General features: G+C 37.3%; 29 protein-coding genes. 28 read left to right on the forward strand and 1 reads right to left on the reverse strand.

Going from position 1 to position 24,944, the window contains the following annotated elements:
• Positions 1 to 457: 457 nt before the first annotated feature.
• The 23 genes from folE (at position 458) to H0173_RS11795 (ending at position 20,398) form a co-directional block, all read left to right on the forward strand.
• Positions 458 to 1,024, forward strand: coding sequence for a GTP cyclohydrolase I FolE (gene folE / locus H0173_RS11685; RefSeq protein WP_221846696.1), 567 nt, complete (start codon positions 458 to 460; stop codon positions 1,022 to 1,024).
• A gap of 67 nt (positions 1,025 to 1,091) precedes the next feature.
• Positions 1,092 to 1,328 carry a trp RNA-binding attenuation protein MtrB gene (mtrB, locus tag H0173_RS11690; protein WP_221846697.1) on the forward strand — a complete coding sequence of 79 codons (237 nt, stop codon included), beginning with the start codon at positions 1,092 to 1,094 and terminating at the stop codon, positions 1,326 to 1,328.
• A 268-nt stretch (positions 1,329 to 1,596) separates the two neighbouring features.
• A complete protein-coding gene (locus tag H0173_RS11695; RefSeq protein ID WP_221846698.1) occupies positions 1,597 to 2,412 on the forward strand; it encodes a heptaprenyl diphosphate synthase component 1 in 816 nt (271 codons plus the stop codon).
• A 4-nt stretch (positions 2,413 to 2,416) separates the two neighbouring features.
• Entirely contained in the window at positions 2,417 to 3,124 is a 708-nt protein-coding gene (locus H0173_RS11700; RefSeq protein ID WP_221846699.1) for a demethylmenaquinone methyltransferase, read from the forward strand.
• Positions 3,125 to 3,260: 136 nt separating this feature from the next.
• Positions 3,261 to 4,223: a heptaprenyl diphosphate synthase component II gene (gene hepT, locus H0173_RS11705; RefSeq protein ID WP_221846700.1), complete on the forward strand. Its 963-nt coding sequence runs from the start codon at positions 3,261 to 3,263 to the stop codon at positions 4,221 to 4,223.
• A 116-nt stretch (positions 4,224 to 4,339) separates the two neighbouring features.
• A complete protein-coding gene (gene ndk, locus H0173_RS11710; protein ID WP_221846701.1) occupies positions 4,340 to 4,786 on the forward strand; it encodes a nucleoside-diphosphate kinase in 447 nt (148 codons plus the stop codon).
• Positions 4,787 to 4,941: 155 nt separating this feature from the next.
• Positions 4,942 to 5,715, forward strand: a complete 774-nt coding sequence (locus tag H0173_RS11715) for a CheR family methyltransferase (protein WP_221846702.1) — start codon at positions 4,942 to 4,944, stop codon at positions 5,713 to 5,715.
• A gap of 231 nt (positions 5,716 to 5,946) precedes the next feature.
• Positions 5,947 to 7,119: a chorismate synthase gene (gene aroC / locus H0173_RS11720; RefSeq protein ID WP_221846703.1), complete on the forward strand. Its 1,173-nt coding sequence runs from the start codon at positions 5,947 to 5,949 to the stop codon at positions 7,117 to 7,119.
• Entirely contained in the window at positions 7,119 to 8,195 is a 1,077-nt protein-coding gene (aroB, locus tag H0173_RS11725) for a 3-dehydroquinate synthase (RefSeq protein WP_221846704.1), read from the forward strand. The genes aroC and aroB overlap by 1 nt, the downstream gene beginning before the upstream one ends.
• Positions 8,196 to 8,209: 14 nt before the next feature.
• On the forward strand, positions 8,210 to 8,584 hold the full coding sequence (gene aroH / locus H0173_RS11730; protein ID WP_221846705.1) for a chorismate mutase: 375 nt from the start codon (positions 8,210 to 8,212) through the stop codon (positions 8,582 to 8,584).
• A 54-nt stretch (positions 8,585 to 8,638) separates the two neighbouring features.
• A complete protein-coding gene (hisC, locus tag H0173_RS11735) occupies positions 8,639 to 9,739 on the forward strand; it encodes a histidinol-phosphate transaminase (RefSeq protein WP_221846706.1) in 1,101 nt (366 codons plus the stop codon).
• Between the two features lie 111 nt (positions 9,740 to 9,850).
• Positions 9,851 to 10,957, forward strand: coding sequence for a prephenate dehydrogenase (locus H0173_RS11740; RefSeq protein ID WP_221846865.1), 1,107 nt, complete (start codon positions 9,851 to 9,853; stop codon positions 10,955 to 10,957).
• Between the two features lie 59 nt (positions 10,958 to 11,016).
• Positions 11,017 to 12,306: a 3-phosphoshikimate 1-carboxyvinyltransferase gene (aroA, locus tag H0173_RS11745; RefSeq protein ID WP_221846707.1), complete on the forward strand. Its 1,290-nt coding sequence runs from the start codon at positions 11,017 to 11,019 to the stop codon at positions 12,304 to 12,306.
• A 127-nt stretch (positions 12,307 to 12,433) separates the two neighbouring features.
• Positions 12,434 to 13,339: a hypothetical protein gene (locus H0173_RS11750; RefSeq protein ID WP_221846708.1), complete on the forward strand. Its 906-nt coding sequence runs from the start codon at positions 12,434 to 12,436 to the stop codon at positions 13,337 to 13,339.
• Positions 13,340 to 13,358: 19 nt separating this feature from the next.
• A complete protein-coding gene (locus H0173_RS11755) occupies positions 13,359 to 14,615 on the forward strand; it encodes a tetratricopeptide repeat protein (protein WP_221846709.1) in 1,257 nt (418 codons plus the stop codon).
• Positions 14,616 to 14,670: 55 nt separating this feature from the next.
• Positions 14,671 to 15,213 carry a ReoY family proteolytic degradation factor gene (locus tag H0173_RS11760; protein ID WP_221846710.1) on the forward strand — a complete coding sequence of 181 codons (543 nt, stop codon included), beginning with the start codon at positions 14,671 to 14,673 and terminating at the stop codon, positions 15,211 to 15,213.
• Between the two features lie 100 nt (positions 15,214 to 15,313).
• A complete protein-coding gene (locus tag H0173_RS11765; protein ID WP_221846711.1) occupies positions 15,314 to 15,778 on the forward strand; it encodes a YpiF family protein in 465 nt (154 codons plus the stop codon).
• Between the two features lie 251 nt (positions 15,779 to 16,029).
• A complete protein-coding gene (locus tag H0173_RS11770; RefSeq protein ID WP_221846712.1) occupies positions 16,030 to 16,536 on the forward strand; it encodes a QcrA and Rieske domain-containing protein in 507 nt (168 codons plus the stop codon).
• Between the two features lie 3 nt (positions 16,537 to 16,539).
• Positions 16,540 to 17,214 carry a menaquinol-cytochrome c reductase cytochrome b subunit gene (gene qcrB / locus H0173_RS11775; protein ID WP_221846713.1) on the forward strand — a complete coding sequence of 225 codons (675 nt, stop codon included), beginning with the start codon at positions 16,540 to 16,542 and terminating at the stop codon, positions 17,212 to 17,214.
• 44 nt (positions 17,215 to 17,258) lie between these two features.
• Positions 17,259 to 18,026 carry a menaquinol-cytochrome c reductase cytochrome b/c subunit gene (locus H0173_RS11780; protein ID WP_221846714.1) on the forward strand — a complete coding sequence of 256 codons (768 nt, stop codon included), beginning with the start codon at positions 17,259 to 17,261 and terminating at the stop codon, positions 18,024 to 18,026.
• A 119-nt stretch (positions 18,027 to 18,145) separates the two neighbouring features.
• On the forward strand, positions 18,146 to 18,745 hold the full coding sequence (lhaT, locus tag H0173_RS11785) for a lipoprotein heptaprenylglyceryl N-acetyltransferase LhaT (RefSeq protein ID WP_221846715.1): 600 nt from the start codon (positions 18,146 to 18,148) through the stop codon (positions 18,743 to 18,745).
• Between the two features lie 61 nt (positions 18,746 to 18,806).
• Entirely contained in the window at positions 18,807 to 19,601 is a 795-nt protein-coding gene (ypjB, locus tag H0173_RS11790; protein WP_221846716.1) for a sporulation protein YpjB, read from the forward strand.
• 116 nt (positions 19,602 to 19,717) lie between these two features.
• Positions 19,718 to 20,398 (forward strand): zinc metallopeptidase, encoded by a 681-nt coding sequence (locus H0173_RS11795; RefSeq protein WP_221846717.1) that lies wholly within the window; start codon positions 19,718 to 19,720, stop codon positions 20,396 to 20,398.
• A 58-nt stretch (positions 20,399 to 20,456) separates the two neighbouring features.
• Here the strand turns inward: H0173_RS11795 and H0173_RS11800 are convergent, their stop codons facing one another.
• Positions 20,457 to 21,317: a YitT family protein gene (locus H0173_RS11800; RefSeq protein ID WP_221846718.1), complete on the reverse strand. Its 861-nt coding sequence runs from the start codon at positions 21,315 to 21,317 to the stop codon at positions 20,457 to 20,459.
• Positions 21,318 to 21,520: 203 nt separating this feature from the next.
• Between H0173_RS11800 and H0173_RS11805 the strand changes: the two genes are divergently transcribed.
• The 5 genes from H0173_RS11805 to bshA are packed head-to-tail and all read left to right on the forward strand — an operon-like array spanning position 21,521 to position 24,938.
• Positions 21,521 to 21,871: a nucleotide pyrophosphohydrolase gene (locus tag H0173_RS11805; RefSeq protein WP_221846719.1), complete on the forward strand. Its 351-nt coding sequence runs from the start codon at positions 21,521 to 21,523 to the stop codon at positions 21,869 to 21,871.
• A complete protein-coding gene (dapB, locus tag H0173_RS11810) occupies positions 21,864 to 22,664 on the forward strand; it encodes a 4-hydroxy-tetrahydrodipicolinate reductase (protein WP_221846720.1) in 801 nt (266 codons plus the stop codon). The genes H0173_RS11805 and dapB overlap by 8 nt, the downstream gene beginning before the upstream one ends.
• A gap of 15 nt (positions 22,665 to 22,679) precedes the next feature.
• Positions 22,680 to 23,099: a methylglyoxal synthase gene (gene mgsA, locus H0173_RS11815; RefSeq protein ID WP_221846721.1), complete on the forward strand. Its 420-nt coding sequence runs from the start codon at positions 22,680 to 22,682 to the stop codon at positions 23,097 to 23,099.
• Positions 23,071 to 23,808, forward strand: a complete 738-nt coding sequence (bshB1, locus tag H0173_RS11820) for a bacillithiol biosynthesis deacetylase BshB1 (RefSeq protein ID WP_260631148.1) — start codon at positions 23,071 to 23,073, stop codon at positions 23,806 to 23,808. The genes mgsA and bshB1 overlap by 29 nt, the downstream gene beginning before the upstream one ends.
• On the forward strand, positions 23,805 to 24,938 hold the full coding sequence (gene bshA, locus H0173_RS11825; RefSeq protein ID WP_221846722.1) for an N-acetyl-alpha-D-glucosaminyl L-malate synthase BshA: 1,134 nt from the start codon (positions 23,805 to 23,807) through the stop codon (positions 24,936 to 24,938). The genes bshB1 and bshA overlap by 4 nt, the downstream gene beginning before the upstream one ends.
• Positions 24,939 to 24,944 lie beyond the last annotated feature (6 nt).

The following is a 24,944-nucleotide window of genomic DNA, read 5'->3' on the forward strand; positions in this document are numbered from 1 at the left end:
TACATAAACGTGCTTAAATTAAGCATTGAGTTAAAACCGCGAATTTTTTCGCGGTTTTTTTCTTACCCTTCAAATCCCCTTCCAGTCTTATGCTTGTCGCCGAAGCAAGCAGGCACCTTCTGCTTTTCTTTGTCTAGCTTCAGGTGCCATCGGCTCGAGGTCATAAGTCATGCTGGCAAGAAGGTAAAGAGCGACCTTCCTGCCATCCTGTCTTATGCTTGTCGCCGATAAGCAGGCACCTTCCGCTTTTCATTGTCTAGCTTCAGGTGCCATCGGCTCGAGGTCATAAGTCATGCTGGCAAGAAGGTAAAGAGCGACCTTCCTGCCATCCTGCCTTATGCTTGTCGCCGATAAGCAGGCACCTTCCGCATTTCTTTTTGCTTGTTACGAAAATAATATGCTAATATGGAAATATTGAATTTAAGAATGTAGAGATTTTTTGAGGGGGAAATATTTGATGTCGAATGTAAACCGTGCGCAGATTGAAGAGGCCGTACGTTTAATATTAGAAGCAGTTGGAGAAGATCCAAACCGTGAAGGATTGTTAGATACACCAAAAAGAGTGGCAAAAATGTATGAAGAAGTGTTTATGGGGTTAAACCAAGACCCTAAAGAGTATTTTGAAACAGTATTTGGTGAAGACCATGAAGAACTAGTACTAGTAAAGGATATCCCTTTCTACTCATTATGTGAACATCATCTTGTTCCTTTTTACGGAAAAGCCCATGTTGCTTATATTCCAAGAAACGGACGAGTTACCGGATTAAGCAAATTGGCGAGAGCTGTAGAGGCAGTAGCCAAAAGACCGCAGCTTCAAGAACGAATTACATCTACAGTAGTGGAAGCTATTATGGAAAAGCTAGAGCCGCATGGCGCAATGGTAGTGGTAGAGGCGGAACATATGTGCATGACGATGCGCGGAGTGAAGAAACCAGGCTCTAAAACGGTTACAACTGCTGTTAGAGGTACTTTAGCTGAAGATGAGAAAGCTCGTGCTGAGGTGTTAGCTTTAATAAAGTTTTAGTCCATTCAACTAATTATGAGTGATTCATTCCTTCTTGTCGCTCAAATAATTGCAAAAGGGTGTTAGTATGGAGAAAAAAAATCCGGCTGGAAATGATTTTATTGTTATTAAAGCAAAAGAAGACGGTGTCAATGTCATTGGTTTAACAAGAGGGACTGATACTAGATTTCACCATTCAGAAAAACTAGATCAGGGCGAGGTCATGATTGCACAGTTCACTGAACATACTTCAGCTATTAAAATTAGAGGAAGTGCAAAAATATTAACAGCTTATGGTGAAATTGACAGCGAAGCAAAAAAATAAGGAAAATGATTTGCAGGTGTTTATATCGTGAACTCAGTATTTTCCTGAAATTCTCCTGTCAAGGCACACTAAGTTATGATATAATTGTCCTGCCTTATGGATATCAGTATAAAGTATAAATTATTAATCAAAAGTAAGATTTAAAGAGGACATGGCAGGCTTATTCCTATTTCAAAGCCTAAATCATGAGCCTCTTCAAATCTGTTGCTTTTTCATTGAGCTTTCATAGCAGAAATGAAGAAATCTTAAGGAGAACAAGGGTGATCGAATGCTAAACATGAAGGAAAAAGTGGCAGTTATTAAGGAGCAAATCGAAGAAAAGATACGGCACCCTTATTTACTTAAATACATAGAGTCTCCAATAATAGACGAAGACAAGCTTTTAATCCTGATTTCAGCTTTGGATCATATACAGCTTCCGGAAGATAAGCTTAGAAACTATGCCATTACAATCATGCTCATTCAGATAGCATTAGACACACATGAACTAGTTTCGAATGAAGAACTGCATGCTGATCAGCTAAAACATAGGCAGCTGACGGTCTTGGCAGGTGTTTATTATAGCGGTTTATATTATAAGATTCTTGCGGGTCTTGAAGATATTTCGATGATTCGTTCCCTAGCTACAGGCATTAAGGAAGTAAATGAACATAAGATATCTGTTTATCAAAAAGCTGTGGAAGCAGTAGATATTCTGATGGAAAGTATTAAAAAAGTTGAGTGCTCTTTATTTGATAAAGTATTTGATTTAATTGAGGATCGGAACTGGTGTGAGTTTGCCTCTAACCTCATGCTCTTAAAAAGGCTAATTTCAGAGAAGAATAAATACTTAAAAGGCGAATCATCGATTGTCTTTGATGTTCTAAACGTATTGTTAATTACTAAGCATGATTATTCAGAGCTAAGCGTCGAACAGCAGCATTTATTAATTAGCACATGTGACAGATATATTAATAACTCAAAGCAAATTATTGAAAAATATTTGAGCAAGCTTCCGACTCTAAATGAATGTTTGATAAACAGAGTCAACGCGATTATTAGTCAGCATCTGCCCGCAGAAAATATATTTGTGGAGGAAGGTTAAAAGCATGCAACAATCTAAAGAAGAGCGCGTCCATCATGTTTTTGAGAAGATATATGACAATTATGACAAGATGAACTCCGTTATTAGCTTTCAACAGCATATAAGATGGCGTAAGGACACCATGAAACGCATGAATGTCCAAAAAGGTTCCAAAGCTTTAGACCTTTGCTGTGGAACGGCTGACTGGACGATCGCATTGGCAAATGCAGTTGGACCAGACGGGGAAGTTGTTGGATTAGACTTCAGTAAGAATATGCTTAAAATTGGTGAACAAAAGGTAAAGGATAGCGGGCTGGAGCAAATTACCCTTGTTCATGGCAATGCAATGGAACTTCCTTTCCCTGATAATTCATTTGATTATGTTACAATTGGTTTTGGATTAAGAAATGTGCCTGATTATATGCAAGTATTGAGAGAAATGCGGAGAGTGCTTAAACCGGGTGGAATTGCAGCTTGCCTGGAAACCTCCCAGCCGACAATGTTTGGATACAAACAAGCGTATTATTTCTATTTCCGCTTTATCATGCCTTTGTTCGGTAAAATTTTCGCAAAAAGCTATAAGGAATATTCATGGTTACAGGAATCAGCCCGCGATTTCCCAGGTATGAAAGAGCTAGCAAACATGTTTGAGAAAGCTGGATTTGTTAATGTTTCTTTTAAGCCGTATAGCGGAGGAGTAGCAGCGGTGCATATTGGAAGGAAAGAAAAATAAATTTTTTTCTGAATGCTTTTTTCATAGACACTAATGTTCAATTTATTTATTTGTGAGCCATAGAAGCTCTGTATTTTGAACGAAATCTAATGTATGGAAGCTGCAGACAGGATTTTAAGCTGGGTGAGTATGAGAAATGAAATTGAAAATGATGTATTCATTTCTAAATTCCGATTTAAAGAATATAGAACAAACACTCGAGGAGACTGTCCAGGCAGAGTCTCCGTTATTACACCAAGCGTCCTTGCATTTATTGAAAGCTGGGGGAAAGAGAATTCGCCCTGTTTTTGTTTTGCTTGCTGGCAAGTTTGGCACATATGACATTAATAAAATCAAAAATGTAGCAGTAGCACTTGAACTTATTCACATGGCTTCCCTTGTTCACGATGATGTCATAGATGATGCGGAATTAAGGCGCGGCAAACCAACAATAAAAGCAAAGTGGGATAATAAAGTCGCTATGTATACAGGAGACTATATTTTTGCCCGATCTCTTGAGCTAATTACAGAAATTCAAAAGCCTTTTGCACATCAAATTTTGTCAGATACATTAGTTGAACTTTGTATTGGCGAAATTGAGCAGATCAAGGATAAATATAATTTTGAACAAAATTTAAGAGACTATTTCCGGAGAATAAAGCGGAAAACAGCCATCCTCATTGCTGTAAGCTGTCAATTAGGTGCGATTGCAGCTGATGTTGAAGAAGAAATTCATAAGAAGTTATATCGTTTTGGCTACTATGTCGGAATGTCTTATCAAATTATTGATGATGTTCTTGACTTTACTGGTACCGAAAAAGAACTTGGGAAACCAGCCGGTGATGATCTCCATCAAGGCAATATTACACTTCCAGTCTTGTTTGCTATGGAGGATGAAGAAATCCGGAAAGAAATTATTAAAGTGCGAGAGACGACAGAGCTTAGCGAGATTAAAAAAATCACCTCACTAATAAAAGACTCTGGTGCAATTGAGAGGTCTCTTCAGGTAAGTGATCTTTATTTAACTAAAGCATTAGATATATTAAAAGATCTTCCGCAACATCGAGCAAAGAAAACACTAATGGACATTGCTAAAGTAATTGGGCGAAGAAGTTTTTAACTAAATTATGATAGTGCACCACCGGTTGACTTGTATTATCTGCAAAACAATGTTAATATTTTCGTGGATTATTGGAAATAATAATTCACTATACATAGCTTTAGGAGTTGAAATTTATGGAAAAAACATTTTTAATGGTTAAGCCTGACGGCGTTCAGCGTAATTTAATTGGTGAGATTGTTGCCCGTTTTGAGAAAAAAGGTTTTCAGCTTGTTGGCGGTAAGCTTATGAGCATTTCACAAGAACTTGCTGAGCAGCATTATGGCGAGCACAAAGAGCGTCCTTTCTTCGGTGAATTAGTAGATTTCATTACATCTGGTCCAGTTTTCGCAATGGTTTGGGAAGGTGAAAATGTAATTGCAACAGCTCGCCAAATGATGGGAGCAACAAATCCAAAAGATTCAGCTCCTGGTACAATCCGTGGTGATTTCGCAGCTACAGTAGGAAAAAATATTATTCACGGTTCTGATTCACCTGCAAGTGCAGAACGTGAAATTGCTTTATTCTTTAAACAAGAAGAGCTAGTTGACTATTCAAAGCTAATGAATGAGTGGATTAACTAATTGTAAAGGTACTCGCACCATGCGAGTACTTTTTTTCTTATAAATTTCTTACTTCATATATCTTTATCTATAAAATATAGTCCTTTTTCTCTAATTTTCAGCTATACTTTAATTATCTGAGAATAGAATAAATATCGATATGAGGAGAAGGGCCAATGTCAAGTGATTATCAAAACTTTATTGTCAATATAAAGAATAAAACGGGAATTGATCTCTCCCTATACAAAGAGGCTCAAATGAAAAGAAGGCTTCTTTCCTTATCTGAAAAAAAAGGATATAAAACATTTCAGGACTTTTTTGAAGCGATTCGAAAAGATAATGGTCTATTAAATGAATTTTTAGATCGAATGACGATAAATGTATCTGAGTTTTACCGTAATGCAAAACGATGGGAAGTTCTAGAGAAAAAAATTCTGCCAAAATTGCTCGCACATAACAAACGTTTAAAAATATGGAGTGCAGCATGCTCCACCGGTGAAGAACCTTACACAATTGCTATGATCATGTCAAATTTTATGCCATTATCCCAAGTTCAAATATTGGCAACTGATATTGATGATAATGTCATTGCAAGAGCGAAAATAGGTACATATCCAGAAAGATCATTAAATGAAGTTCCGGAAGAGATGAAGCGAAAATATTTTATAAAAGACGGAAATTTTTATAATGTGTCTGAGGACATAAAAAAAACAGTCACATTTAAAAAACAAAACTTGCTTGCAGATCCATTCGGCGGTCCCTTTGATTTGATTGTTTGCCGAAATGTTCTCATTTATTTTACAGAAGAGGCAAAGGATGAACTTTATAATAAATTTAGCGGAGCATTACGTTCTGATGGTATTTTCTTTGTCGGAAGCACAGAACAGATTTTTAATCCAAACAAATATGATTTTGAAACAGAGGATACGTTCTTTTACAGAAAAAAATGATGGCAAGGAGTCTGAAATAAAGCAGGCTCCTTTCTTTATTTAAGTTATAAAAGTTTATATAGTAAATATTAATACTTACGTAGAAACAGAGGTAAAAGTTAATCTCTATAAAAGTATGAATAGCTTTTTTTTGTGAAAAATAAAATGAATTTTCTATTTTTACTATTCATATTTTTGCCGATATGATATATTGATACATAATTCTTTAATGAGTTGAAGGGGGAAAGAGTTTTGAGATATTTGACTTCAGGTGAATCACACGGACCGCAGCTAACCGCTATTATAGAAGGATTGCCTGCAGGACTTTCTTTGCTTGCTTCTGATATAAATTTTGAATTGGCCAGACGACAAAAAGGACATGGCCGAGGCAGAAGAATGCAAATTGAAAAAGATACTGTACAAATTACAGGCGGAGTGCGACACGGGATTACTTTAGGTTCTCCAGTTGCATTAGTCGTTGAAAATAATGATTGGAAGCATTGGACGAAAATTATGGGGCAAGATCCAATTGCTCCTGAAGAGGAAGATGAGATTAAAAGAAAAATTACTCGCCCCCGCCCAGGCCACGCTGATTTAAATGGTGCCCTTAAATACGGACATAGAGATATGCGCAACGTTCTTGAACGATCTTCTGCCAGAGAAACAACTGTAAGAGTAGCTGCCGGTGCAGTAGCGAAAAAACTGCTGTCAGAGCTAGGTATTCATGTAGCCTCCCATGTAATCGAAATAGGTGGAGTTAAATCAGCTGTCAGAGATTACGAATCTCTTGAAAAGTTAAAGGAAATTACAGAAGCCTCTCCAGTTCGCTGTATAGATCCAGATGCTGAAACGCTAATGATGAAGGCTATCGATGATGCTAAAGAGCAAGGCGATTCAATTGGCGGCATTGTTGAAGTAATTGTGGAAGGCATGCCTGCAGGAGTTGGAAGCTATGTCCATTATGACCGAAAGCTTGATGCTAAATTAGCTAGCGGAATAATGAGTATTAATGCTTTTAAGGGTGTAGAAATTGGCATTGGCTTTGAAGCGGCAAGTATACCAGGCAGCCAAGTTCACGATGAAATTGCTTGGAGTGAGGAAAAAGGCTATTACCGGAAAACAAATAGATTAGGCGGCTTAGAGGGTGGCATGTCGACTGGAATGCCAATTGTCGTTAGGGGAGTAATGAAACCAATCCCAACGCTGTATAAACCGCTTCAAAGTGTGGATATAGAAACGAAAGAACCATTTGCAGCGAGTATTGAGAGGTCTGATAGCTGTGCTGTTCCAGCAGCAGCAGTAGTTGCAGAAAACATCGTTGCTTGGGAATTAGCAGCTGCGATAGTTGACCAATTCTATTCAGATCGATTTGAAGCATTAAAGGAAAATATCGAGGCTCAGAAAAAGTTTGCGAGGGAATTTTAATGAACACTGTTACGATTGAAACAACTTCGAAAACATATCCCGTATATGTTGGAGCAGGTGTTATCAGCAAGCTTTGTTCGTTTATCCAACAATCGTTTCCTTCCTTAACTACAATTATGGTTATGACTGATGAAACAGTTGCGGATATATATTTATCTGAAATAAAAAATGCTTTATCTGATTATAAAACGGAAATATGCATTGTACCAAGCGGGGAAAAAGCAAAAACGTTTGATGTATATTATCATTCGTTAAGTTTTGCCTTAGAAAAAAAGCTTGACCGTAAATCACTATTGATTGCATTTGGCGGCGGTGCCATAGGCGACTTAGGCGGGTTTGTTGCATCTACATACATGAGGGGAATTCCTTTTATTCAGGTGCCAACGACAATTCTTGCCCATGATAGTGCAGTTGGCGGGAAGGTTGCCATTAATCATCCTCTTGGTAAAAATATGATCGGGGCTTTTTATCAGCCGGAAGCTGTATTTTATGATCTGAATTTTTTAAGTTCTCTTCCTTTAAACGAAAGGAGATCAGGCTTTGCAGAAGTCATAAAGCATAGCTTAATTCACGATGCTTCATTTTATGAGTGGCTGATGGAGCATATTCATTCATTAGAAACACTTAATGAAGCTGATTTGCGCTCTGCGCTAGTTAGAGGTATTGAAATTAAGAATTATTTTGTTTCAAGAGATGAAAGAGAATCTGGGATTCGTGCATACTTGAATTTCGGACATACACTTGGCCATGCCATTGAAGCTGAAATGGGCTATGGCAAGTGGACACATGGGGAATCTGTTCTCATCGGCATGTTATTCGCACTGCAATTAAGCAGGAATATAGCAGGTTTACATTTTAATATCGTGGCTTTTAAAGAGTGGCTTTCAGAACTTGGCTATTTGACAGAATTGCCAGATCTGCTAATGATAGATAAATTGATCCATCGTATGAAACAGGATAAAAAATCAATAGGACAAAAAATTAACTTTGTCCTACTAAATGAGATTGGCAGACCTGGTTTATATGAAGTTTCAGAAACAGAAATAGTTAATCAGCTTAAGATTTTTCAGCAATAGAGGAGGGGATATTTGTGATTCGCGGAGTTAGAGGAGCTACTACTGTAAAGCAAAACGATGAAAAAGAAATTATTGAGGCGACAGAAGCTTTACTAAGAAAGATGATAGAGGAAAATAAGATTGAGGCAGATATGGTTGCTTCCGTCTTTATTTCAGTGACTGATGATATTACAGCAGTTTTTCCGGCTAAAGCAATGAGACTAATAAAGGGATGGAAGTATGTTCCTGTGATGTGCATGCAGGAAATACCTGTTACATCCTCATTAAAAAGATGTATTCGAGTCATGATGCATGTAAATACAACTATCCCTCAGCAAGATATCTGTCACATCTATTTGGAAGAAGCTATTAAATTAAGACCGGATCTTAATTCTGTTAATCAGTCGTAAAAAAGCATAAGAAACGAATTCTGACGACATTGCATAGAAAAGGTGAGATTATATATGAAATGGAAAGAGCAGTTGCTTCAATTAACCCCATACCAGCCTGGAAAACCAATTGATGAAGTGAAAAGACAATATGGCTTAGAAAATATTATTAAACTTGCCTCTAATGAAAATCCGTTTGGATGCTCAGAAAAAGTTACGACAGCCTTAAAGTGCAACAGTGCAGCATTTCCTTTATATCCAGATGGAAATGCAACTAATTTAAGAGAAAAAATAGCTAGTCATTTTGGTTTAAGCCCTTCTCAATTTATTTTTGGGAATGGCGCTGATAATATCATTCAAATCATTTCACGTGCCCTGTTAAAACCAGGAACCAATACAGTTATGTCTGCAGGAACATTCTCACAATACAAACATAATGCAATTATAGATGGTGCTGAGGTTAGGGAAGTGGCACAAATCAATGGAGAGCATGATCTTGAGGGTATGCTTAAAGTCATTGATGAAGCAACATCTGTCGTATGGGTTTGTAACCCTAATAATCCAACGGGAACATATATACCAGAAAACGAATTAGTTTCATTTTTAGAAAAAGTGCCAAGTGATATTTTAGTTGTGATTGACGAAGCATACAATGAATACGTTGTTGCTGAAGACTATTGTCAATCAGTAAACTTGCTGGACCGTTTTCCAAATATCATTATCCTCCGCACATTCTCAAAAATTTATGGGCTCGCAAGTCTCCGTGTGGGCTATGGCATAAGTCATTCAGAGATCATTAGAGCTTTAGAGCCTGCGAGAGAACCATTTAATGTGAGTACAATTGCTCAAGAAGCTGCTATTGCTGCTCTTGAAGACCAAGATTATGTTGCATTCTGTAAACAAAAAAATCGTGAGGGTCTCCAGCAGTTTTATTTATTTTGTGATGAAAACGGCTTAAGCTATTATCCATCACAGGCAAACTTTGTATTAATCGACTTTAATAAAGATGGAAATGAAGTATTCCAGTATTTGCTTGAGAGAGGATTCATTGTGCGTTCAGGTAAAGCCCTTGGCTTCCCTACATGTGTAAGAGTGACAGTAGGATCAAAAGAGCAAAATGATGGCGTTATTGGGGTGATGAGCGATTTATTAACCGAAAAGACTATTTTGTCTTAAAAAAGAAATCTTCCATTCAGAGGCTATCATGGCCTCTGTACTTTTTTCGATAAATTTTTTTTCGTCGTAGTCATGCTTAGCGTTTACATAGAAGAAAAGGTGGTGAGCCGCTTGCAAGGCCGTGTATTTGTTATTGGTTTAGGTCTAATTGGAGGTTCTTTAGCTCTATGCGTAAAAAGAAATCATAGGGATGCACTTGTTATCGGATATGATGTTAATGAAGAACAGACAAAGCTTGGTCGTATGCTTGGAGTCATTGACGAAATCGCCTTATCGATTGAAGAAGGTGCTAAACAAGCTGATTTAATTTTAATAGCTACACCAGTGAAGGTAACTGAAAAGGTTATTAAAATCCTCGAAACCATTCCATTAAAAGATCATGTGATTATTTCTGATGCCGGAAGCACAAAGAAAGAAATCGTACAGCTGGCAAGAAATTTTAAAGACAAAGGATTAACTTTTATTGGCGGGCATCCGATGGCTGGGTCGCATAAAAGCGGTGTAACTGCTGCGAAATCAATACTGTTTGAAAATGCTTTTTATATTTTAACACCTGAAGATCATATTACCGAACATAAGCTTCAGGAGCTGCAATATTGGCTGTCAGGTACGAAAGCTAGGTTTATAACTTTAACACCTGAGGAACATGACTATTTAACTGGTGTAATTAGCCATTTTCCACATATTATAGCTGCTTCACTCGTTCACCAGGCTGAGAAAACGAGTGCAAAGCAAAAGCTCGTTCCAAGCTTAGCGGCAGGAGGATTTCGTGATGTAACGAGAATTGCCTCCAGCAGTCCTGAAATGTGGAGAGATATTCTTCTGCATAATAAAGATGTCATGCTGAGTCTTTTAGATGATTGGCAAGCAGAAATGACAAAGGTAGCTGAAATGCTCACTAAAGAAAATGAGGATGAAATCTTTCATTACTTTCATCGTGCTAAACAATTCCGTGATGAATTGCCACAAAAAGAAAAAGGGGCAATTCCATCATTTTATGACTTATTTGTCGATGTTCCTGACTATCCAGGTGTTATTTCTGAAATTACAGGTTATTTAGCGAAGGAAGAAATTAGTATAACAAATATTCGAATTTTGGAAACACGAGAGGATATTAACGGGGTCTTAGTCATAAGCTTCCAAACAGAGGAAGACCGGACACGGGCGGATCTTTGTATTCATAATTATACAAACTATGAAACATCAATGGGACTTTAGTTTACTGATGCAAAAGATTAAAAGTAAGTGGGAAAAATTGCTTGTAAGGGGTGTTTTTTTTGAAGCCAATTAAATTACAGACAAATATTTCATCATTAGAAGGGACAATCGCAATCCCGGGGGATAAATCAATCTCACATCGATCTATTATGTTTGGTGCCATTGCAAAGGGCAAAACAAAAGTTACAAACTTTCTGTTAGGAGAGGATTGCTTAAGTACGATTTCATGCTTCAAAAAATTAGGAGTATGTATTGAACAGGAGGATAATCAAGTAGTAATAGAGGGAAAAGGTATAGATGGACTGCAAGAGCCTTCTCAAATATTAGATGTTGGTAATTCAGGGACTACAATTCGATTATTAATGGGAATACTGGCTGGCCGCCCTTTTCATTCGGTATTAGTTGGTGATGAATCTATTGGTAAAAGACCAATGACAAGGGTAACAAAGCCATTGCAAACGATGGGTGCTGTTATTCATGGTAGAAAAAACTCGGAGTATACACCAATTTCTCTTACAGGGGGACCATTGGATCCCATCCAGTACTCAATGCCGGTAGCAAGTGCTCAAGTCAAGTCATCTCTGCTATTTGCCGGTCTTCAGGCTAATGGCATGACAACTATTGTGGAGCCGGCGAAAACGAGAGACCATACTGAAAGAATGATAGGAAAGTTTGGAGGTTCCATTGATGTTGATGGCTGTACGGTACGAATTACGGGTGGTCAGAAGTTAACAGGAACGGACATCCATGTGCCAGGAGACATTTCCTCAGCCGCATTTTTCCTCGTAGCTGGAGCTATTGTTCCTAATAGCTGCATTACCTTAAAAAATGTCGGATTAAACCCGACGAGAACCGGAATTATCGATGTTATGAAGGAAATGGGTGCTGATATTACGATTGTCCCATATGATGAAGATGCTTTTGAACCAAGCGGTGACATCACTATTAAAACATCAAATCTTAAGGGAATAACGATTAAAGGAGATTTAATTCCTAGACTGATTGATGAAATTCCTGTTATTGCTTTATTAGCTTCTCAAGCTGAGGGTGTGACAGTGATTCAAGATGCAGAGGAACTGAAGGTAAAGGAAACTAACCGAATTGACACCGTCGTTAATGAGCTGAAGAAGCTTGGAGCTAATATTGAAGCTACAGCTGATGGAATGATTATTAAAGGAAGAACAGATTTAACAGGTGGAACTGTTTCAAGCTACGGCGACCATCGAATTGGGATGATGCTATCGATCGCTGCAGCCATCTGTAAGGAAGATGTATTCCTCGAAAACGAGGAGTCTATTTATATTTCTTATCCGTCTTTCTTTAGTCACTTAGAAGGACTAATTAAGTAATTCCAATATAAACAAAGAGGCTGATATTCCGGTCTCTTTTTCCCGTTTTTAAGGTAATGAAAAATAAGTATTCATAAATTATTATTTTTTTCATAGCTTGTCATAAGACCGTAAAAAGGGTGGTTTTATGACATATATCATTGAAAACGCCAATATTTTAAAAGACCAGAAAATAACAAAAGCCTCACTGTTAGTTGATAATGCAACGATATTATCAATTAAACCAGCCTTTAAAAGGTATAAGCACATGAAAATGAATGCTGACCCTTTTATTATGACCCCTTCACCAATTTTACTAAAAAAAGAGTTCCCATTTGAAAAGCCTTTTCAAGAAATGAAAAAGTATTATAAGGAAGAGTTCCTCCTCAAGGGGTGTACAACCTTTATAACAATGGCTGAAGTTCAATATGAGCATGAATTAACAGATGCGATTAAACACTTAAAAAAAAGTCTATTAAATAGTCCAATCGATTATGTTATTGGCATTCGAATTCCCATCCGTTTATTGACTGTATCATTTATGAGAAAGTGCAAAAAAGAAAAGATCCCTGCTATTTTTGTTGATATTGATGTAGTGGACGAGCTATACAATATTCCATGGGGATGGCTGAGAGATGCCATGTTCCCTTATAACAGCCCATTAATTCCAATTTTTAAAAGTGAAAATGAACGAGAACAGAAGCTTGCTGCGATCGAATGGACTCGAATTATGGAGGAAGAAAAAGTACCACACGTAAAAGAGGAGATTCAGGAAGACTGCCCTATACCATATTCAGTACTATCTAAGATAGGCATCTATCCCTTTAAAGCAAGTATCCATCAAGGTTGTGAACTATCGTATAATTTATATTGGAAGACTAGAGAGATTAGAAAAATTGAAGAAACCCAATTGTTTCACTATCATAGAGATAAGCTTGTCACGACAGTTCAAAACGGAGAAGTTATCCGTTTTGGAGGAGAGGTTATTTTTCGTCCTGGCTATGGCAAGCATGTTACAATAAAAACACCATCATTTTTTAAGATCGATGCTTAATTTTGAAAGGAACTTGAATATGGAAAAAGTAAACAAAATCATTTCTTTATTAGAAAATGGTCAACATGATGAAGCGTTAAGACAGTATGAATCCATTTTATTAAATGGTTCCCATGAGGAAAGATTCGTTTTAGGTGAGGAACTACTGCATTTTGGATTTTTAGAGGAGGCCAAAAGCCTTTTTAAAAGACTTCTCGAGTCTTATCCAGAAGAGGGAGAATTACTAGTGCTTTTAGCTGAAACTCATATTGATCTTGGCGAAGAGGATGAAGCCATTCTCGTATTAGAACAGGTAAAGGCAGAGGACCCAAGCTTTCCGCAATCACTTTTGCTGCTCGCTGATCTTTATCAATTGGAAGGCTTATACGAGGTAAGTGAACAAAAGCTCTTAAAAGCCAAAGCTATTTTGCCTAATGAAGTCATCATTGACTTCGCAATGGGAGAACTTTATGCAGAGCAGGGAAGATTTATGGAGGCAGCAAGAGTGTATTTAAAAGTTCTTGAAACGGATGAGATCATTGCTGGAGTGAATGTAAACCAGAGGATGGCTGAAGTTCTAAGCGTTGGCGGATCGTTTGAGGAAGCTTTGCCATATTATGAAAAAGCAATGGAGGATAAGCTTGAGATTAATACATTGTTCAGCTATGCATTCACTGCTTTACAGGCAGGTTATAATCGAACAGCTATCGAAAAATTCAACGAACTAAAAGAACTGGACCCAGAATACAATTCTTTGTATATCAACCTTGCCAAAGCATATGAACGTGAAGAGGAATTAGAAAATAGTCTTAACACAATTAAAGCTGGTATGAAATATGATGAATATAATAAGGAATTGTTTTATTTTGGCGGGACAATTTCATTAAAGCTTGGACAGGATACAGAAGCAGAAAATTTCCTAAGAGAAGCACTTGCACTTGATCCAGAATTTATTGAAGCAGCTCTTGCATTAACTAAGCTATTTCTTCATCAAGAACGTTTTGAAGATGTTTTGGAAATAACCTCTTTACTTAGTGATTTTGGGGAAGAAGAACCTCGACTTCTTTGGGATGCTGCTATCGCCAATCAAAACCTAGAAGAATATTCTTTGGCATTAAACAAATACAGTAATGCATATACTTTCTTTAAGGAAGAGCCGGAATTTCTATTAGATTACGGAAATTTTCTAATTGAAGAAGGAAAAACCGATGAGGCTGCCGAAATTTTTAGTAAATTAGTAAAGCTTGAACCTGGTATCATGGAATATCAGGATATATTACAAAGACTTTTGGATTAAAGATCAAAGTTCATTGGGCTTATTCACTTTCTAATAGCAGAGGAGGGAATCGAATATGTCAGCCCCTGTATCTGTCAACGAGAAAAAGGATTTTATTCGCTGGTTTTTAAATCATTATCAATTAAAGAGACGGGAATGTGTGTGGATTTTAAATTATTTAATGAGCCATGATCAGTTAATGGAAAAGGTTCATTTTGTAGAGCATGCACAATATTGTCCAAAAGGGTTAATCATGTCAACTCATTGTGTAGATGAAGTCCCTTTTCGTTTCTACAAGGAAAATGTTATGACGACTGATGCAGAGAAATCTTTTCACGATATTCGGCTAAACCGTGAGGAGGATATTTTTATTCAATTGAATTTCCATGCATCGAATAAGGCCCATCAATATGCTGCTGTATTAGAAGAAAACCCGTACTTGCCTAATAAAATGCTAATAAGTGAAAAGGATAAATTGGCCGCAGAAAGATTCCTTTATGACAGTATTCAAAAGTTTCAAAAGGAAAGCCTTCTGCGGAGGATTGATGAAGCTTTGGATAATCAAGATAAAGAAGCTTTCAAACAATTAACAGATGAATTGAAAAGATTAAATTCTTAAATTTTGCTTGCTATGAAATAGCAGGCTTTTTATTTTTTTGTCGCATTTTTATAATAGTGTTAAGATAAGTAGGATAAATTAGATATATGGAGTGAATTGGATGAAGTGGATACCTCAGGATATTGATATGTTTCTTCAATCTAAAGAATATGTTGACACAGCAGTGTTGCCCTTGCTGCCTGTTTCCCTAAGCGGCGAAATGAAACAAACAGCATCTATGTGCGATTTTATTTCATTGCTTTCCGTTCAGCTTGAAAGACAATTTAGAGGGAGAATACTCATGCTGCCTGGCTATTCTTATCTTAAATCTTCTGCCATGGACAAGCTTCAGGAGGATGTGAAGATATGGGAGACTGAATTATTATGTAATGAATTTAAGCATGTTTTTTATGTTACCTCTGATAGCAGCTGGAAGGCTGTGGAGAGCTGTTTAAAAGGTAAATTAATTTGGCTGCCATCACTTCCGCTAGAAAATATGGATGAACGCAATCGAAATATAATTCTTGAAGATCAAGTAAAACAGCTTATGAATTTATTCATGCAAAGCTGGCAAACTGTCGAGTAAGCAAAAAGGCAATTGGGGAAATCTCTCCCGAAAGACAAAATTCCCTATGATAAAATGCACCACATTTTAAAGATGATACATTTAAGTGATTTTTAATCCAGATTTAGCATTTGTTCACATACTCTACATGTTTTTACCAAAGGATTATATTGACCTTCATTAGAGATTGATATATCATGGTTATGTCCTAGTTTTATATTGTGTTGAATTTTGTCCGTTGGACTTAACTTCATAATAGAGGGGGGAAAAGAATGAGCAAAAATCGTGTATCTAGACGTCAATTCCTTAGCTATACTCTAACTGGTGTAGGCGGTTTCATGGCTGCAGGTATGTTAATGCCTATGGTTCGCTTTGCTGTTGATCCAGTTCTTCAGGCGAAAGCTGAAAGTGATTACATACCTACAAAGCAAAAAGTTGCAGATATTTCAGATGTTCCAACTAGGGTTGACTTTACATTTGAGCAGCAAGATGCTTGGTATACTTCAGATGTTACTGGTACTGCATGGGTATACCGTGATGAAAAGGGTGAAGTGATGGCATTATCACCTGTATGTAAGCATTTAGGCTGTGTTGTCGACTGGAATACTGACAAAACACATCCAGACCATTTCTACTGTCCTTGTCATGGCGGACTTTATACAAAGGATGGTACAAACGTTCCTGGAACTCCGCCAAGTGCTGCACTTGACGTATATCCTTACATTGAAAAAGACGGTTTCCTATACTTAGGAAAAGCTAAGCCGCGAAAGGGGGCGTAATCATTGTTAAACAAAATTTATGATTGGGTAGATGAACGTTTAGATATTACGCCTTTATGGCGCGACATTGCAGACCATGAAGTACCTGAGCACGTAAACCCTGCTCATCACTTCTCTGCATTCGTATACTGCTTTGGTGGTTTAACGTTCTTCGTTACTGTAATTCAAATTTTATCTGGAATGTTCTTAACTATGTATTATGTTCCAGATATTAAAAATGCTTGGGAATCTGTTTATTACCTGCAAAACCATGTAGCATTTGGACAAATCGTCCGCGGAATGCACCACTGGGGAGCAAGTTTAGTCATTGTAATGATGTTCTTACATACGCTTCGTGTATTCTTCCAAGGAGCTTATAAGAAGCCTCGTGAATTAAACTGGGTTGTTGGTGTGCTGATTTTCTTCGTTATGCTAGCACTTGGTTTAACAGGCTACTTATTACCATGGGATATGAAAGCATTATTCGCAACAAAGGTTACAATGCAGATTATTGAATCTACACCGCTTATTGGTGTGCAATTAAAAACATTAATTGCTGGTGATCCAGATATTGTTGGGGCACAAACAATTACTCGTTTCTTTGCGATTCACGTATTCTTCTTGCCAGCTGCATTATTTGCACTTATGGCTGCGCACTTTGTCATGATTCGTAAACAAGGTATTTCTGGACCGTTGTAAAAATACGATTATCGATTATATAAAAAAGGAGGGGGAATCGCCCAATGCATCGTGGTAAAGGTATGAAATTCGTAGGTGACTCTCGTGTTCCTGTTGAACGTAAGCCGAATATTCCGAAAGATTATTCGGAGTATCCTGGAAAAACAGAAGCATTTTGGCCTAACTTCCTATTAAAGGAATGGATGGTTGGTGCCGTTTTCTTAGTAGGATTTTTATGTTTAACAGTTGCTCATGAGCCACCGTTAGAAAAAATTGCTGATCCTAGTGATACAGCTTATATTCCACTTCCAGACTGGTATTTCTTATTCTTATACCAATTACTAAAATATACTTATGCATCTGGCCCATATAACGCTGTTGGTGCGTTTATCATTCCGGGTCTAGCTTTCGGAGCTTTATTATTAGCACCGTTTATTGATCGTGGTCCTGAAAGAAAACCATCTAAGCGTCCATTGGCTACTGGATTCATGTTATTGGCTTTAGCAGGAATTACATTTTTAACTTGGCAGTCTGTTGCGACTCATGACTGGGAAGCTGCAGCAAGACAAGGAAAAATCGTAGCTGAAGTTGAAATTGATAAAAATTCTGATGGCTACAAGCTTCTAGAAGCAAATACTTGTACTTCATGTCACGGAGCTGAACTTGCAGGTGGTGGACCAAACCCGGCACTTATCGATACAGGTCTAACTCCAGATGAGATTTCTGATATCGCGAGACATGGTAGAGGTAACATGCCTCCAGGTATGTTCAAAGGAACAGATGAAGAATTAAAAGTACTTGCTGAGTTTATTTCAAACTTAACAAGTAAGTAATAATAGAAAGCTGACGTTAATTACGTCAGCTTTTTTAATATTGTGGTTTAACTCATTTGCATACGTCGACTCTATGGTAAAATAAAACAGAAAAATACAAAAAAGAAAAGAGGGCATTCATGAAGTGGATTTATCCGATTCTGGCTAATCGAGCAATATTATGGCTGCTATTAATTGTAAATATTGCAGGAACAATTTATGGTTATATTTGGTACAAGTGGCAACTTGTCGATACACCCCCGATTTTCTTGCCATTTGTGCCAGATAGTCCTACAGCCAGTTTGTTTTTTGTTTTTGTGTTAATTGCGTTTCTGCTAGGGAAAAATTGGCCGCTTTTTGAAGCTCTGGCTATTGTAACTCTAATTAAGTATGGAATCTGGGCAGTTGTCATGAATTTGTTGGTTTTCAATGTTACTGGTGAACTGGATATGGTTGCCTTGATGCTCATTATTTCCCATGGTGCAATGGCGGTTCAAGGAGCTTTATATGCGCCATTCTATAGAATGAAAACATGGCATTTAGTTGTAACCGCCATTTGGACATTACATAATGATGTAATCGATTATGTGTTTTTTATGCTTCCTAGGTATCCAATTTTGGACTTATATACACCGCAGATTGGATATTTTACATTTTGGCTAAGTGTGTTTTCGATTGGTATTACAGCTTTTTTAACATTAAGAAAAAATCGGTTTAACTTAAACTTGAATTCTAATTGAATAGGTCTATCCTTGTCCTATCTCTCATACATATTTAATAGTAATTTGAGGGGGGACAAGAATGAAAGTCAGGTTAATTGTTACAGTCATTATGTTATTTCTGCTATTACCTATATCAGTATTCGCAAAAGAAACCTCACCTGTAGATAGATTGGATCAACTATCTGATGAAGCACTTCAAATGGTTAAGCTTCATCGATATGAAGATGCAAAGAAGCTGCTTGAGTATTTTTCAGAACAATTTGTTTCTGTAACCGGAAAAGAGAGACCATTTACACCTGATGAATTAAGGATCGTAACTGTATCACATGACGAAGCGGTACAAGCTGCTGCGAATGCAACGATGAATCATGAAGAAAAAATAAATCGTGTAACTAAGTTTAGGCTCGTAATGGATGCTATTACTTCACCATATCAGCCATTATGGACTGAAATGGAATCTCCAATCATGACTATGTTTGGCGAGGTTAAGGAAGCGGCATATATAGGTGATACACAGCAATTTAATTCAAACCTGAATTCATTTTTATCATTATATGATATTATTCATCCTAGTATAAAAATTAATGTTGATCGAGAACGAATTCAAAGAATAGATGCGAGAATTGAATTTATTGATAAATATCGCCCTCAAGTATTAACTGAAACTGCAAGCCATATGGAGCTAGAAGCTTTAGAAGCAGATTTGCAGCTACTATTTGATGAAATGACAGAGGACGAAGCAGACCCTTCTTTATGGTGGGTAATAATCTCAACTGGAAGCATCATTATTCTTACATTATCCTACGTTGGGTGGAGAAAATATAAAGGCGATCAAGAAAAGGAAAAATCACTTTCAAGAAGGCAAAAAGATTGACGCCATCTTTCGGCAAAAATACAATAATAATAAGAGAAGCTAATAATAACTTAAAATCAGATAGCTGCATCTTTAATAAATGCACCATCTAGAGAAAGCATAAAGGAGGTATAGTGATGGGTGGATACCTGATATACTTCATTCTTATTATTCTAATCCCACTATGGGCGCAAATGAGAGTAAAGGGCTCGTATGCGAAATATTCAAGAGTAGCATCCTCTTCACATATGAGAGGGGCAGAGGTGGCAAGAAGAATTTTGGATTCAAATGGTTTATTCCATGTAGGTGTTGAGGAAATTAGAGGTCATTTAACAGACCATTATGACCCTCGTTCAAAAACAGTACGGTTGTCTTCTGCGAACTATCATGGACATTCTGTTGCTGCTGCTGCAATTGCTGCGCACGAGGTCGGACATGCCATTCAGGATCAACAGGAGTATGCGTTTTTAAGATTTAGGCATTCGCTAGTTCCTGTTGCGAATATTGGTTCTAATTTTTCCTGGATTTTAATCTTAATAGGCTTTTTAGCAGGGGTAAGCGGGTTTGTGCTCCTGGGAATTATTTTTATGGCCTTTGCCGTTATCTTTCAAATTGTCACTTTGCCAGTTGAGTTCAACGCGTCAAATAGAGCAATGGATCAAGTTGTATCATTAGGAATTATTAGAAATGATGAAGAAAGAGAGACGAAAAAGGTATTAAATGCCGCCGCTCTTACTTATGTCGCAGCAGCTGCAGTGGCAGTCTTAGAATTACTGCGACTAATACTCATTTATACAGGTATGTCAAGACAAGATTAAACCAGCCTTAAGGCTGGTTTTGTTTTTTACTCTATTGGAAATTATCAATTACTAGAACTTAGTGTTCTATCGGCTTTTTGTTTTCATCTAATGTAAAGCCCTCTCCTAATACATCGTGTACAGCTGTGACTGAGACGAAAGCATGGGGGTCGACAGAGGTAATTACATTTTTAAGACGGATAATCTCATTTTTTGCTACGACACAATATAAAACTTCCCGATCTTTTTTCGTATAAGAGCCATAGCCTCTGAGCACCGTTACGCCACGTTCCATTTCCTCCATAATTTTTTTGGCTATTTCATTATTTAAGTCAGAAATAATCATAGCTCCCCTAGCGGTATAGGCGCCTTCCTGTATAAAATCAATCACTCTTGCACCAACAAAAACCGCTACTAATGTATACATTGCTTCCTGATAAGTTAAATAAAAAATTAGAGATAAAATAATAACAGCAGCATCAAATGTAAACATCGTTCTTCCCATGCTAATTCCAGCGAATTTGTTTACTAGCCTTGCAATAATATCAACCCCGCCAGTTGTACCGCCAAAACGGAATATAATACCTAATCCGATCCCAATAAAAACGCCGGCAAATAAAGCAGCCAAAGTTAAATCGTCTTTAAGGGGCATATGGATTTGATTGCGCTGAAATATCCATAGAAAAATTGAAACACTGACTGTACCAAGAATTGTATATAAAAAGGATGTCTTCCCTAGTAATTTCCATCCGATAAAAAAAAGCGGAACGTTTAGCAATAGATTTGTATAAGATGGGTCCCAATTAAATAGAAAGTATAAAAGTAGTGTAATCCCTGTGAATCCGCCTTCTGAAAGGTTATTCTGCATATTAAAGTGAACAATTCCAAATGAAAAGATGGCAGATCCTAATAGGATAAATAAAATGTTTTTAATTCGCATAAAAATCCTCCGCTTCCTCAATTTCACATAAATTATTGTGCCCGTTAATAGGAGATAAAGTCAAGAGAGTTTCGCATGAACAATAACAGCAACTGAATTATTTGTGATAAAAAATATTTGTAAAAGAACTTTCGTTTAGCTAACATGAAAGAAGGGAAAAAAGTAGATTTGCCTTCATATATAGGAAAGGATGAAAGTAAACAGTGCAAGGAAAAACAATGAAAGAACTTCAGGCAGAAGTAGATGCATACATAGGTCAATTTAAAGAAGGATATTTTAGTCCCCTTGCGATGATGGCAAGATTAACAGAAGAACTTGGCGAGCTTGCAAGAGAGATTAACCATCGCTATGGCGAAAAGCCGAAAAAAGCAACAGAGACAGAAAAGGCAATAGAAGAAGAGATGGGCGATGTGCTTTTTGTACTTATTTGCTTAGCCAATTCATTAAATATCGACCTCGAATCAGCACATAATATGATCATGAATAAATTTAATACACGAGATAAAGATCGTTGGACTAGAATTGATGATCAAGGGGGAAAAGTGGATGAATAGAATTAATATTGTCATTGCAGGGGCAAGAGGCAGAATGGGGAGAGAAGCAGTTCAGTTAGTTCAGCGTACAGATAGCTATCAGCTTGCAGCTGTTGTAGATTATAAAAATGACGGCGGGTTGTTAAGCGACTTTGAGGGATTTGCAGGAATAGATGTTCCGGTTTATACGGACATAGGAAATTGCCTTCAGCAAATCGAAGCCGATGTCCTTATTGATTTAACTACACCTGAGTTTGGAATGCTTCATACGAAAACAGCGTTAGAACACGGGGTAAGACCAGTTGTAGGAACAACAGGATTTTCTAAGGAAAACCTACAAGAACTGGAGGCATTATGCCGCGAAAAAGATCTTGGATGCATAATTGCACCTAATTTTGCAATAGGGGCAATATTAATGATGAAATTTGCCCAAATGGCTGGAAAGTATTTTAGTGATGTTGAAATTATCGAATTGCATCATGACCAAAAACTAGATGCTCCATCTGGGACTGCTGTAAAAACAGCTGAAATGATTGCTGATGTTCGACAAGCCAAAAAGCAAGGTCATCCAGAAGAGAAAGAAACAATTCAAGGAGCAAGAGGAGCTGAGTTTGATGGCATGCATATTCACTCAGTCAGATTGCCAGGTCTGATTGCACACCAACAAGTTATGTTTGGTTCAGAAGGCCAAACGTTAACAATCCGTCATGATTCCTATAATCGTGCCTCCTTCATGTCAGGTGTGAAGCTTGCTGTCGATGCAATTATGAAGATTGATACTCTCGTTTATGGAATTGAAAACATTTTGGAATAGAAATGAGGCAATAAAATGAACATAGCTTTAATTGCACATGATAAAAAGAAGGATGCTCTAGTTGGCTTTGCCACTGCATATAAGGATATTTTAGCCGAGCACACCCTTTATGCTACAGGAACAACTGGCACTAGAATTATCAATGAAACTGGTTTAAATATTCATAGGTTCCAATCCGGACCGTTTGGTGGAGATCAGGAAATTGGTGCTTTAGTAGCGAATAATAAAATGGATATTGTCATTTTTTTTAGGGATCCATTAACAGCACAGCCTCATGAACCTGATGTTAGTGCGCTAATGCGTTTATGCGATGTATACGCTGTCCCGTTAGCTACAAATATGGGAACAGCTGAAATCTTAATTAAAGGGCTTAAGCGAGGAGATTTATCTTGGAGAAATATTGTCTATGGAAAAAGCGGTGGCCAGAATGACTGAAATAAAGCTAGATATACTTGCATTTGGAGCACATGCTGATGATGTGGAAATTGGCATGGGTGCTTCAATTGCAAAATTTGTACATATGGGTAAGAAAATTGGAATTTGTGATCTGACAAATGCGGAGCTTTCCTCAAATGGAACGGTCGAAACACGAAAAATCGAAGCGAAAAAAGCAGCAGAAATACTTGGGGTTAACATAAGGGAAACACTAAGTCTTCCAGATAGAGGACTGTATCCAAATCCAGAATACATAAAAAAAATAGTGGCTATTATTCGTAAATATCGGCCAAGTCTTGTGTTTGCTCCTTATTTTCAAGATAGGCATCCAGACCATGGACATTGTGCCCGTCTAGTAGAAGAGGCTGTTTTTTCAGCAGGAATAAGAAAATTCTCTGTTGAAGAAGATGTGGAACCTCATCGAGTAAAGAGCCTCTATTTTTATATGATAAATGGTTTTCACGAACCAGATTTTGTAGTAGATGTATCACAGTATATGGACAAAAAGATTGAAAGTTTGCAGGCGTATAGCAGTCAATTTATGAAAAATGAATCAACCTTTAGTACTCCACTTGTAAACGGGTATATTGAAACGATCGAGGCAAGAGAAAGATTATTTGGCAAGGAAGTTGAAGTGGAGTATGCAGAAGGATTCAAACGGAAAAAACCACTTATAATGAATGCAGATTTGTTTGGTGAGCACGTATGAAGACAAAATTAAAAATAGGTATTACTTGTTATCCAACTGTTGGAGGATCAGGAGCTATTGCAACAGAACTTGGCAAAAAACTTGCTGAAAAGGGACATGAAATTCACTTCATATCTTCAAGTCTCCCATTCCGTTTAAATAGAATGCACCCAAATATTTTTTACCATCAGGTAGAGGTTAATCAATATTCAGTTTTTCAGTATCCCCCATATGATATTGCTCTTGCCAGTAAAATGGCGGAAGTTATTAAGCGGGAAAAACTAGACCTACTTCACGTTCATTACGCAATTCCGCATGCAGTTTGCGCTATTCTTGCTAAACAAATGAGTGAAAGGGATATTAAAATCGTAACAACCTTGCATGGTACTGATATCACTGTTCTGGGCTATGACCGTTCCTTAACAGGCGCGATTCGTTTTGGTATTGAAAAATCTGATGCCGTTACGGCCGTTTCAAGTTCATTAACCGAACAAACGTATGATCTTATTAAACCAGAAAAACAGATTGAAGTTGTTTATAATTTTATAGACGAACGAGTATACAAGAAAACGGACTCCGCATACTTGCGTGAAGAGTATGGAATTCATAAAGATGAAAAAGTAGTCATACACGTTTCAAATTTCCGTGGAGTAAAGAGAGTTCAGGATGTCGTTAAAGCTTTTGCACGTATAGAGGAGAAAGTACCGGCAAAGCTGCTTCTAGTCGGAGATGGACCTGAAATGACAGTCGTCTGCAATCTTGTTAATATGTTAAACCTAAATGAAAAAGTATTGTTATTAGGTAAACAGGATAATTTAGAAGAGTTATATTCCATTAGTGATTTAATGCTGTTACTTTCGGAAAAGGAGAGCTTTGGGTTAGTTGCTCTTGAGGCAATGGCTTGCGGCGTACCTTGTATAGGTACAAATGTTGGCGGCATTCCTGAAGTTATTTCTTGTGGGAAGAATGGCTTTTTATGCGAACTGGGAGATATTCCAGCCATTGCAGAAAAAGGAATACAATTGCTTTCTAATGAAGAACTACATAATAACTTTTCAAAAGAGGCAGTCCAATCTGCACATAAAAACTTCCGCTCGGAGCTTATTGTCACTCAATATGAAAATATTTATTACAACCTTTTAAAAGGATGAGGTATA

It is taken from the genome of Bacillus sp. S/N-304-OC-R1 (genome assembly GCF_019749375.1).
In the GTDB taxonomy this organism is placed as follows: Bacteria; Bacillota; Bacilli; order Bacillales; family Cytobacillaceae; genus Cytobacillus.